The following is a 12,732-nucleotide window of genomic DNA, read 5'->3' as shown; positions in this document are numbered from 1 at the left end:
CCATGAAGTGCGATTCTGACTCTGTTGCTATGAATAATTGTAATTTATGGTTGATTGATGAAAAATTAGCATTTCATGATTATTTAGCTTCTGATCTTCCATTAAATAGAGTCCCTTTTACAGGGTCTACGGATAAGGAAAGACCTGATATATGTAGTTTAGAAGTATATGACAATTCTACCTATTGTACTCCTCTATTAGTATCAGACAATAAAGAGAATTCAACATCTCCTACTTTGGCGTCTCTTACTATAGTGGAAATAAAGCGTCCAATGAGAAATGATGCAGAATCTGGTACCGACAAAGATCCTATTGAGCAGGTCTTTACTTATTTAGAAAAAATTCGTGAAGGTGAAGTACGTACCCCAAAGGGGCGTCCAATAAATTTGAACGGAAAAGTTCCTGGTTACTGTTATGTCATCTGTGATCTAACTGAAAAAATACAAGAGTGTTGCAAACGTTGGGATTTAACAGAAGCGGGTGATCATATGGGATATTTTGGTTATCACAAAAGATACGAGTCCTATATAGAAGTGATTTCATTTGATAAACTCATAGCTGATACTGAAAAAAGATATCAACGACTCTTTGAAGCTTTAGGATTGCCATTACGATAAAGCAATAGCGATTATATTTCTGATTTAATGATTTTGAATATTTTGTCAAACCACTCCCGATATAAAGCTAGCCTACTGCTCTAAAAGAACACGCCGTTGCGCTAAAAAGTCTGTTCGCATATAGGCTTTCGTCACTGAATTCCCAACTGAATGCGCAAGAACAGATTCTGCAATCTCAAACGGTGTTGACGTTGTTTCTGCTATCCAGCCCCGTAAGCTTGAACAAACACCATGAGGTCTATAATCAAAACCTTTGTCTTTCATAAATTTAGAAAGTGTTATATCAGATATAGGCTTTCCAGAACTCCCAGCAAATAAAAAACCATTTTTTCTATTTTTTTTTGCTGTTTCAATAACAGCAAGCGCTTCAGTTGTAAGCAGCACACGAAAATCAGAAACCTTTCCAACAATCCCCTTCATATTTTCTTTTGGAATAATTCATATTGATCCATAAATTTCTTCTGACCGAATATGCCTGATTGGCATAGAACGAACACCCGTCAAAATAAGAAGTTTTAAGGCTAGATTTGATACAAGCTCATCATTTAAAGATTGAAAAAACTTAGGTACTTCTTTCCATGGCATTGCTGGAATATTTTGGGTATTTTGAATAAACTTTCCTAATAAAGCTTTTGCTTTTGGTATCAATTGCATATCCACATCTATACTAAGTGCCACCGCATGTTTTATAGCTATATTCACGCGGGATAGAGCTTTACTTTCTATTTCATTTTTTGTCTTCCAAATAGGAGAAATGCATCCTTTTATATCGACTTGCGTCAGTTCAGTGATTGGCATATCACCAAATTTAGGAAAAACATATAACTCAAGAGATGTTAACTACCTTGCTGCTTTTTCTTCATTTTTCAATTCGTTTTTTTTCGCTTCAAAAGCACTGGAGGCAATTTCTCGTAAAGAAACACCCCCTTGCCCGACGCAAATTTTCTTTTGTTTTTGGTGAATTGGGTCAATTCCTTGATCCCAAAAGTCATAACAAGCTGAAGCCTTGAACCGTGCTTCTTTTAAAGATACATTGCTACAAAAGCCTAATCCCGTTTCTCGTCGTCTTTTATTGAGGTCAAACCTAAAAATCCATCATCCTTGATCTGATGCAATTTTTATAAGCCATAAACCAGCTCTGTCAGCATATTTGCCTTTAGATAGATTTTTTACAGATAAGACTAATAGTCTATCACATGTTCTTATTTTTCGAACCACCTTTTAAAAGCCACCTTTTGAATCGCGCTTGGAGCACTTTCATCTGATACCAAGATTATATAAAAAGAAAATTTAATAAATAAAATAAAAACAATTAGTTATTAAATAGAAAAAAGATAAACCGCGCTATCAGGTGATATTGTAGAGAATTCTAAGGGAAAAAATTGGTGCATAAACGTGCACACCATCCGCATCACTCTATGTGAATTTTCTTTATCTTCTAATTGTTTAGATAGAAAAATAATCTTTAAGTTTACTTTTTTAACGCTATAACGATATTATCATGTGATAATCGTAATAATACAAAAAACGAATCATTCCTTCTTTGCAAATAAATATTTTAACTATACCTTGTGAACCAAAGAATTTTCATTTTTAACAATTAAGAATTTTAATAATTCTTTCGTATCTCCTCATCATCACTCAAAATCAAAGACCCTTTCTTCACCATAAAATAGCATTTACAATGCATAACATAAAAAAAAATAAAGGCCCTATCAAAGAGATAGGACCTCTTAAATTTAAGCTCCTTTATCCTACACAACTAGAATTTGTAAGCTATTCCTGCGCGAAAATCATTCGTCTTATACTTAACTTCAATCTCGTCTTTAAATTTCTTTTTACCAAAATCTGAGTAACGATATTCCGCACGCACAACAAGATGATCTGTCATTGCAAAATCAACACCACCGCCGAGAGTATAACCAATCATCGTTTTTGTTGCATCCGATGTCCTATTAAAGGGCTCACCTCCCGTAATTACTGTCGACAAAATATCTTGAAACTGTCCATAAGCAATACCACCAGCAATATAAGGCATCACACGCCCCGCAGAAAACCCAACACGCACCCGTGTAGCACCTGTCCATTTTTGTTTTAACGTATGATTAAAAGTTAAACTGTCTTTATCCTCTGCAACAGAGCGAGACAATCCTCTACCCTGTCTACTGACAAGTTTTGCCCTTTTTCGACTTTTTCCTTCAGTACCCGCTCCTTCAGTACCCGCTCCTTCAGTACCCGCTCCTTCAGTACCCGCTCCTTCAGTACCCGATCCCTCAGTACCCGATCCCTCAGTACCCGATCCTTCAGTACCCGATCCTTCAGTACCCGATCCACCAGTGCCAGGGCCACCAACACTCGATTCATCAGCCTGAAATCTTGTTTTTGTATCCTTTTTTTCCGTTAAAAGAATATCCGTATCAATCCCCACAATAAAATTATTACCGAGATCAAAATTAACACCCGCATAAAAACCACCTATAAATCCAGAAAGCTCAGGCATATACTGTTTCTCGACGGGTATCCATGGTTTACTTTTACTCTCTTCATCAGGATAGAGAGGAATATCAACATCACGCGTTATCGCAGAAGTCTTACTTGAAAAGCCACCCACTTGCCCCCCGAAATAAATACCTGCCCAAGAAAAAGGTGAAGAAGCAACAACTTCTGAGGCAACATGTACTGGCTCTTCATGAGCCACCACATCTGCAGCCTGTACTATAGAAGGTGAAATTAAAGAAAAAACAGATGCTGTTATAAATTTTGTATTCATAAAATTATACCCCATTGCTAAATTTAAATATAATCAAAAATCACATTTAGAAAAACAAAGTTTTATAAATTCTTATGCTGAAAAATCACATGTACTCCTTTATAGTTACATTTAAATCTATCACTAGATTAATATATCTTTACATCAAAATTTAATATTATCAAATAAATTTTAAAATATTAGAATAATGAATACTCCAAATAATAAATATTTAATAAAAATACTTATTATATTTTTTAAATGATGAAATATAAAACATTGTGTATCAAAACAAACGCAAAAAAAATCACAAAATAGTATATTTTACACCTTTTTTCGTGAGAAAAATTCTAAAAGTGATGTAACTATTTTTTAAAAAATCGATATTCATTAAAAATATTATAAATACCTCAATATTCTTATATCCAAAATGCATACTGTAGATTCTACATAGTATTAAAAAATACACCCATTTTATACTAAAATCATACCTTTTTTCTACCATTTTCTAAAGGATGAGATTATTAATACGACAATATCATTATCCTTCTAAATCTTGTCTCCAAATAAAAATTCTCAATCATTTTATTTAAAAACTGCTCTTCCCCGACTGATTTCTATATTATCATCTGCCTTTATTGCAAAACGGTCTTTATTAGGAAAAGTTATAAAACATCCCTTCATACAAATTGTAATTGTTTGATGAGTATTTAAAGAAACTTTTGAAGGTATACTTCCCTCGATAACAACGAGAGATTGTACCTTTAAATCTGTATTCTTCACTGTTGCGGCAAAAGCTGTTATGGTAAAAATATTCAACAGAATAACTGTAATCAAAGCATAAATATATTTCAGCATTCTAAGATTCCTTCCTCAGCAAAACGCTTATATAAGACAAATCGAAGAGCATTGGTTACATGAGAAGGTGAGGTAATATTAGGCACATAAATAGCTAAATTAAAGGAAAAACTCTTATGATCAAATGCTGTAAAACTCACCTGCGGGGTAGGATTTTTTAAAACGCCTTCTGTCGCAAAAGCAATCTCCAACAAAATTTCAGCAACATGCTCTGGAGCAACCTTAGATGATACAGTAACTGGTATATCAATTCGTCCTACTTTATTACGTCTAGTCCAATTACTAACGTTGTTATTAATAAGGCTTGAATTGGGAATGATAATCGTCTTACGCTGAATGGTCTCAAGTTCCGTCGCACGCACACTAATACGCTTAACAACACCACCTACTGATCCAGATTCTATATAGTCTCCTATTTTAAATGGTCTTCCAACTAAAATAATAAGTCCAGAGACAAAGTTTTGGACAATATTCTGTAAACCAAAACCTATACCAAGTGAAAGCCCTCCAGCAATAAGAGCGAAATTTCTAAGATCCAAACCTGCCATTGACAATCCCGTCAAAGCAGACACAACAACGCCTCCATAACTTATCACTGTTTTGATAGAATTACGTATACCAGAATCGAACTCTCCATGAACCAACACCACACTATCTAACCAACCAATAAATCGGCGAATAAGAAACCAGCAAACACAAAAAGAAATAATTCCTGTTACAATAGAAATCAAAGAAAGAGTAATATTTCCAATCTGAAAACCAGTAACCAATTGCCACAATACTGCTTTCAAATCAGAATAGGAAAATCCAAACTGTACAGCAATTGGCATTGCACAAAATACAACAACAAATAAATTGAGAAAAACGCTCACAAAAACTCCCAATTGATTCATCGTTTTTTCTTCTAAATGAAACCTCTGCATCAAAAGATGACCAACCGTTGTTTTCATAAATTGGCCTTTAGTTCCAAGTTCTTGAGCGCTTTGTATTCCTAAATACATGAGAACTAAAAATGCTCCACCAATCATAATTTGCTGCATAATAAAACGTGCAAGACCAACATAACCTAAAAGATTCAACACAAAGAGCAGTAACCCCAAGCCAATAAGAGGAATGCGTATATAAAATGGCCAAAAGTATGGTTCTTTTTTTTCTCCTTGAAAACGCTTACGTCTAAATCGCAAAGGTACAAATGATATTATAAACAGCAATATCGCTACAAGAAAAACAGCAATAAAACTTTTAGCAATTGTCAAAGATAGAGGCGCTGAAATAATTTGATAAATACTATTAAGAACAGCATCAAATGCCAACACACCCGCTAAAGAAGTGAGTAAAATCACTAATTGATAAGCAGACGATGGTGCAATACTGAGAAGACGCGCATGGAGCATATTCGAAGATAAAAGAACAATTGCTAAGCGATTGATTAAAAATACTAAAATAATCTGACAACCTATCATATCAAAAACTGTTGTAAGCTTACCTAGATCTAAGTTAAAACTACGAAACAAAAACAACACAAGATAAACGCAAAAAGTACATATAAGCGAAGGTAAGAAAACTGAAATAAAGGCGATCAATAAGCGTTGTAAATAAGATATTTCCTCATTAGACTTCCTAAAGTGGCAATACACATGAACAAGAACTTTTCGAGAAAAATACGAAAGACCCAAAGTGATAAAAAGTGGAATTAAAAAGGAAAGAAATAGTTGTAACAACTTGAAATAAAATATAAAATTCCACCAAGAATTTAACAACAAAAGAAAATCTGATGAAGCCTCTTTTGTTTTTTGGGCGAGCTGTTTAACCATCGGAATCGAAAACTCAAGCCTATACGTAAGCGTGCGTTTAAAAAGCTCCCGAGATTGAGAAATAGAAAGTTCAGCTATTCTATTTGCCGCTAAGAAAATTTCTTCAAAACGAAGCATGATACTGTTAATTTTAGCTTTTTGCTCTATCAAGTAAGAATACTCTTTCACTGAGCTTTTCAGTTTTTTTACGTCACGATGGATCTCCGTTAATTGATCAAGAAGTGTATTAATCTCATTAAGAGGAAGACGCAAAACAAATGCTGCCTCAATAGCACGTTCACTGATATCTTGTGCACGTAACCGCAATTCTTCTAAAGAACGCTCATCTTCTGACTTTCTGTCAAAATCTCTTTTTAAAGTTTCACTATTTTCTTCAAGAGTCTCAATAATCAACTGTTGTTGTTGAATAATTTCATCAACTGAATAAGAATCTATTGTTTGTTCGACAATTGTATTTTGTGCCCCCCTATTCCCCCATGCACCAGAATTAAATACAAAGGTAATCCCCAAAAGAAGGAAAAGTATGTGGATGTTTTCTCTACAAAATGAATACATATCTACCTTATGCGCACAAAAAGGATTCTATCCCCCCCTCTTTAATATGGTATAAAGCAGATATTTTCAACTTTTGTAGAATAATCTTATAAAAGCTTTCCCTTATCCTATAATACTGATAATAAGAGAAAAGGATAATAAATAAGCTGAACTCAATAAGATTAAAGAAGGCACTCTAGTATGTGTTTTTTGCACCTCTATTGCAAAAAAGAAAATTTTCTTCCTTTGACAACTTGGATTTTTCTATCCAGTTTAGGTGTATTCTTGACGAGCAACCTAGGAACGCGTGCTTATTTAATCAAACAATCACACACCAATAATATCATTAAAACGAATAGATTTAATTTACACAATAAGTGTGATCAGTTGAATGTTACCACAACTGAAAACAAAAAACTTGTAATACTCCATACAGAATCTATTTTTACGAAAACCTTTCAAAAAATCCTAACATTGGATTTCTTTTTAATAAAGATTCCAGCTATTGATACACAATTTCTTAGCGTTAAAACGCAATATTTCTCAAATAAACGCGCTCCTCCTAATGAACACACTTAAATTCTCTTCCTTGAATTATAAAACGATCATCTTATTTTACTTGTGCTTTTAACTTTGAATAACTGTTAGATTGCCTATTAGCGGAATATATCATGCGTACACCTGGTTGGTTAACTACCCTTTATTGTTTTATTCTTTTAAGCAGCATTTATGTTGCCTTGCCCAATTTATTTTCATATGAACAAGTTAAAAACTCGAAATTCTTACCCGACACCCGTGTAGCACTTGGTCTTGACCTTCAAGGAGGCTCTTCTCTCCTGCTCGAGGTTGATAGCAAAACGTTAAAACGCGATCAGCTACACATAGTTTTAGGCAGTGTACGCAATGTATTGCGTGAAAAACAAATCCACACCTCAAGTGTGCGTATCGTTGAAGATAGCATTATTGCCCTTATTTCTGATCCATCGCAAACTGAAAAAGCACTCTCTGCTTTGAAAACATTAATAACCCCCATACACAGTAGCTTTGGTACAACAGAACATAACATCACGATCAGTGCTCAAAATGAAACTCTCCGCGTCACATTAACGGAAGCTGGTATAAAAGACCGTGTAAGCAATGCTATTGAACAAAGCTTAGAAATCATCCGTCGCCGTATAGATCAAGTTGGTGTTTCAGAACCAGCCATCCAAAAGGTCGGAAATGATCGTATTATGGTCCAATTGCCCGGACTACAAGATCCAAAACAACTACGTGATCTTTTAGGAACAACCGCTAAGATGAGTTTTCATCTTGTTCCTTCTAATGTGGACCCCAATAATCCCCCTATAGGTGTTTCTATTCTTCCTGGATATACTGATGCAACACAGCATTATGCAATTTATGATCAAATCGCTTTAGATGGAAATGTCCTGAAAGATGCCCGTGCAGGTTTTGACCCCCAAATACCAGGGCGTTCCATTATTTCATTTACTCTAGATTCCGCTGGTGCAAAAATATTTGCCGATATAACACGACAAAATATTAACCGTCCTTTTGCCATTGTTCTGGATAATAAGGTTTTAACCGCTCCTACCATCAATAGTGTCATTCCCAATGGACAAGGTCAAATTACAGGAAACTTTGACCCCAAAGAAGCCTCAACTCTGGCTGCTCTGCTTCGTGCCGGCTCCCTCCCCGCACCACTCACGGTCATTGAAGAGAGAACCGTAGGTCCAAATCTTGGTGCTGATGCCATCCAAATGGGACTTTACACCGGCATAATTGGCTTTATTCTTGTTGCAATTTTTATTTTTCTTCTCTACCGCATTTGGGGATTAATTGCCAATATAGCACTAGCTCTGCACACGATTTTAACATTTGCTGCACTGAGTCTTTTGGGAGCTACGCTTACGCTACCTGGTATTGCTGGTATTATTTTAGGCATCGGTATTGCCGTTGATGCTAATATTCTCATCAATGAACGTATCCGTGAAGAAAGTCGAAAAGGTGTGAGTGCTTTTGCAGCCCTAGACCGTGGATTTAAACACGCTTTTGCAACCATTGTTGATGCCAATGTTACAGCAATTATAGCGACTGTCTTACTATTTTGGTTTGGCACCGGTCCCGTTCGTGGTTTTGCCGTAACAATGTTGCTTGGTATTATCATCTCCATGTTTACAAATATCACCATTGTACGCATCATCATGATTTGGATCGTTCGTAAATGGAAAATTAAAAAATTGCATATTCACTCTGCTTTCAACATCATGCCAGAAAACACAACTTTCCACTTTATGAAAGCACGTTTCATTGGTATTGGCGTCTCAATTGTTTTATCAATGGCTTCAGTCTTTCTCTTTTTTAAGCCTGGATTGAACTTCGGAATTGATTTCATTGGCGGAAGCCAAATGAGTATTACCACGAAAGCACCAGCAGATCTAGCAACTCTGCGTTCCAAGCTTTCTACTCTTAATATTGGTGAAGTTACCTTGCAAAATATTGATAACGAAAACACCGTATTAATTCGCATGCAGAAACAAAGCGGTAGCGAAGCACAACAAACCATCGCCATTGATAAGGTCAAAACAGCTGTACAAAATATCTATCCCGATACCACATTCGATCAAATAGAAGTTGTTGGTCCCAAAATTTCAGGCGAGCTCGCCACAGCTGCTTTTACTGCTGTTATCCTTGCGGCTATTGCCATGTCTCTCTATATATGGTTACGCTTCGAATGGTTCTTTGCTATTGGAGCAATTATCACTCTCATTCTAGACACCACAAAAATGATTGGCTTTTTTGCTTTATTTCAATTTGATTTTAATTTAACGGCTATCGCTGCACTCTTAACAATTGTTGGATATTCTATAAATGATAAAGTTGTCGTCTATGATAGGATGCGCGAAAATATGCGTCTTTATAAAAAAATGCCGTTGCGCGAGCTGATTGATCTGTCAATTAATCAGGTTCTTGTACGTTGTTTTTTTACATCAGCCACAACAATTCTTGCTATGCTCCCCATGGCGATATGGGGTGGAAGTGCTGTTCATAATTTTGCATTGCCCATGGTCTTTGGGATTATTATTGCAACATCATCCTCTATCTTTATTGCTGCTCCTATTTTACTCCTGCTAGGAAATTGGTGGCGTGAGCGAAATAATCGTGCAAATACCAAAGTGAAATAAAAATGCCCTTTAATACGTATGATACATTTCGCTTCTCTTCTCATAGAAATATAGTCATTTTCATTCATTCGCTTTTTGATCAAGAATAGTAAATAATCCATGCTCCACGACACACCACTTATCACAACTATTGTTGCAGGTTTATGTTTAGCATTTCTCTTGGGAATGATTGCTAGCCGTTTGCGTATTTCACCACTTGTAGGCTATTTGTTAGCCGGTGTTATTGTGGGACCCAATACAGGCGGATTTAAAATAGATTCCGTCATCATTAATCAACTTGCTGAAATTGGTATTATTTTGCTGATGTTTGGTGTTGGGCTCCACTTTTCATTAAAAGATCTTTTATCTGTCAAAGCTATTGCTGTCCCCGCTGCTATTGCACAAATGGCATTTTCTACTTTTCTAGGTTTGTGCCTTGGTTTGATTATGGGCTGGGGCTTCGGTGGTAGTTTGATCTTCGGCCTTGCTTTATCCATAGCAAGTACTGTTATCCTTCTACGTGCTTTGCAAGAGCGTCATCTTATTGAAACAGAAAAAGGACGCATTGCCGTTGGATGGTTGATTATTGAGGATTTAGCAATGGTCCTTATACTTGTCCTCATCCCTTCCTTGGCAAGTGCCCTCAGCAACACCAAAAAAGAAGCGTTGGATCCTCTTGTTCAATGGTTGGATTTAAGTATTTGGGGTATTTTTGGTCTCACCATCCTGAAAGTGATTGTATTTATTGCACTTATGCTCGTCATTGGGCGACGCGTTATCCCATGGCTTTTAAAAATGAGCGCACAATCGGGATCACGTGAATTATTTCGTCTTAGCGTCTTTGCTATTGCATTAGGAGTGGCTTTCGGAGCCGCTCATTTATTTGGTGTTTCTCTTTCTCTTGGTGCTTTTTTTGCTGGTATGGTCATGAGCGAATCAGAATTAAGCCACCGTGCCGCGGAAGAATCTTTACCACTGCGCGATGCTTTTTCTGTTCTCTTTTTTGTTTCTGTAGGCATGTTATTTGACCCAGAGAAACTCTTAACTCATTTTTTTCCTCTCTTAGCAACCTTATTCATTATCGTAATCGGAAAATCTGCTGTTGCCTTTTTCATCGTTAAGGCTTTTCGCTATTCTAATGCAACAGCTTTGACTATTTCTGCAAGCCTTGCCCAAATCGGAGAATTTTCCTTTATCCTTGCTGGTTTAAGTTTAAGCTTAGGACTTTTAAACAATGACGCTCATGATTTAATTCTTGGAGGAGCAATTTTTTCTATTTTGCTCAATCCTCTTGTTTTCATTGCCTGTAATAAAATTAAAAAACGTCTAGAAAAAAATTCTGCATCTTCACAAAATACCCAAACAATTATTGATATTGATCCACAAGATCCTGACCAAGATTTTTTGCCGATGACCTTAAAAAATAACCATATCGTAATTATTGGCTATGGTCGTATTGGTAAGTGTGTTGCATTATCTTTAATAAATAGAGGTAAACCTATAGTGATCGTAGAAGAATCAAAACGCCTCTCTGATAAAGCGATTGCAGATGGCTTTGAGGCTATTTGCGGCAATATCATTCAACAAGAAATAATGAACGCAGCAAATATAAGTAATGCAGATAAAGTTGTTATTACAATGCTAAGCACCATTGAAGTAGGAGAATGTATCGTTAATATAAGGAATATGAAGAAAGATATCCAGATAATCACACATGCATTATCCGACATAGAAACAACATATCTCATTGATTTAGGTGCTGATGTTGTAGTAACGGATAATGAAGAAATTGCCAATGGCATCATAGAGTATATAATGGAACGAAGATCTGTACAGAATATGCTCAATCATGAAAATTTACAGAAAACATAAAATGGATAAAGAATCGTGAAAATAAAGCAGTTTATATGGCCATTGATTGGTATCTTAGCAATGCTGATATCTATTCGGATTCTTTATATGAAACTCTCTGCCATTTCATTTGGGGATGTATTGGAGCGCTTGAGCGATTTAAATGCACAGCACTGGTTATTAGCCTGCTTATGTTCTCTCCTAGCTTATGCTGCTCTTGCTGGATATGATCGAATTGCCTTGCAACATCTAGGCCATAAAATTTCTTGGGTTTTTATCGCTATATGTTCATTTACAACCTACGCTCTTTCACACAATATCGGTGCTTCAGTTTTTTCTGGTGCCGTTGTGCGCTATCGTGCCTATAAAATGAAAGGATTAAACGGAACAGAAATCGCAATATTAGTAGGTTTTTGCTCTTTTACTTTTGTAATCGGCACAGTCTTACTTTTGGGAATCGTTTTGGTGCTACAACCCGAAATTATCACCCTCATTCATAAAGAACTTCCTGAATGGCTAGGAACAACGGTTGGAGCAATTTTACTCAGCTGTATAGCACTTTATACGTTTGGCAGCTGGCTTCAGTTAAAACCCTTACGCTTGGGTAAGAAAATTCAACTTTCCTATCCACGGCTAAAAATTGTTATTCAACAGCTTCTCATTAGCCCTTTAGAGCTTTTAGGAGCAGCAGGAATTATATATGCTGTTCTCCCACACAACGCAGATATTCATTTTATCTCTGTTCTTGGTGTTTTCCTAGCATCTTTTACGATAACTCTTCTCTCCAATGCTCCAGCAGGAGGAGTAGGAGTTCTTGAAGCTCTCTTCATAACAGGCATGCCCAATATAAATCCAACCGATGTTATTGCAGCACTTATTGTCTTTAGAATGTTTTATTTGATTATACCGCTTATCATTTCATTATTTGTGGTCGCCATTTTTGAAGCGCATCAATACTGGAAAAGAGCCCCCAAAACACCTCCTGAATAAATAAAAGGCTATCAACTACTTCTTTTTTGTGTGCCTATAAGAGATTATCATCCATGCTAATCGATTGTATATGTAAATTAATACAATCATTATTTTTATTTATCTTTTTTACATTGAAACTTGAAGGTCCCCTTTTATAAGAATCTTACTTTACG

The 12,732-nt window shown here is 35.9% G+C and carries 8 protein-coding genes and 1 pseudogene; 5 read left to right on the top strand and 4 right to left on the bottom strand.

Annotation, left to right across the window (positions count from 1 at the left end; genetic code table 11):
• Window positions 1–2: 2 nt before the first annotated feature.
• Window positions 3–617, top strand: coding sequence for a hypothetical protein (locus ACFIKB_RS05595; RefSeq protein ID WP_375644684.1), 615 nt, complete (start codon window positions 3–5; stop codon window positions 615–617).
• Between the two features lie 72 nt (window positions 618–689).
• On the opposite strand, the pseudogene ACFIKB_RS05590 reads toward ACFIKB_RS05595, so the two are convergent.
• From ACFIKB_RS05590 to ACFIKB_RS05575, 4 genes and pseudogenes are all read right to left on the bottom strand, one after another.
• Window positions 690–1,709, bottom strand: a pseudogene (locus tag ACFIKB_RS05590) (tyrosine-type recombinase/integrase).
• A 670-nt stretch (window positions 1,710–2,379) separates the two neighbouring features.
• Entirely contained in the window at window positions 2,380–3,387 is a 1,008-nt protein-coding gene (locus ACFIKB_RS05585) for an outer membrane protein (protein ID WP_375653001.1), read from the bottom strand.
• Window positions 3,388–3,951: 564 nt separating this feature from the next.
• A complete protein-coding gene (locus ACFIKB_RS05580) occupies window positions 3,952–4,224 on the bottom strand; it encodes a hypothetical protein (RefSeq protein WP_375647414.1) in 273 nt (90 codons plus the stop codon).
• Complete coding sequence (locus tag ACFIKB_RS05575; RefSeq protein WP_375652999.1) at window positions 4,218–6,593, bottom strand: mechanosensitive ion channel domain-containing protein; 2,376 nt, start codon at window positions 6,591–6,593, stop codon at window positions 4,218–4,220. Before ACFIKB_RS05575 ends, ACFIKB_RS05580 begins: the two co-directional genes overlap by 7 nt.
• Window positions 6,594–6,773: 180 nt before the next feature.
• On the opposite strand from ACFIKB_RS05575, the gene ACFIKB_RS05570 reads away from it, so the two are divergent.
• From ACFIKB_RS05570 to ACFIKB_RS05555, 4 genes are all read left to right on the top strand, one after another.
• Window positions 6,774–7,151, top strand: coding sequence for a hypothetical protein (locus ACFIKB_RS05570; protein WP_375647411.1), 378 nt, complete (start codon window positions 6,774–6,776; stop codon window positions 7,149–7,151).
• Between the two features lie 92 nt (window positions 7,152–7,243).
• Window positions 7,244–9,757, top strand: a complete 2,514-nt coding sequence (gene secD / locus ACFIKB_RS05565; RefSeq protein WP_375652998.1) for a protein translocase subunit SecD — start codon at window positions 7,244–7,246, stop codon at window positions 9,755–9,757.
• A 99-nt stretch (window positions 9,758–9,856) separates the two neighbouring features.
• The gene (gene ybaL / locus ACFIKB_RS05560; protein ID WP_375636306.1) at window positions 9,857–11,608 is read left to right on the top strand and encodes a YbaL family putative K(+) efflux transporter; all 1,752 of its coding nucleotides are present in this window, start codon (window positions 9,857–9,859) and stop codon (window positions 11,606–11,608) included.
• Window positions 11,609–11,623: 15 nt separating this feature from the next.
• Window positions 11,624–12,577: a YbhN family protein gene (locus ACFIKB_RS05555; RefSeq protein ID WP_375636305.1), complete on the top strand. Its 954-nt coding sequence runs from the start codon at window positions 11,624–11,626 to the stop codon at window positions 12,575–12,577.
• Window positions 12,578–12,732: the final 155 nt, after the last annotated feature.

The sequence above is a fragment of the Bartonella sp. MR110HLJHH genome (assembly GCF_042194225.1).
Taxonomy (GTDB): domain Bacteria; phylum Pseudomonadota; class Alphaproteobacteria; order Rhizobiales; family Rhizobiaceae; genus Bartonella; species Bartonella grahamii.
The sequence above is the reverse complement of the archived record's forward strand: the minus strand, read 5'-3'. Positions and strand labels throughout refer to the sequence as shown.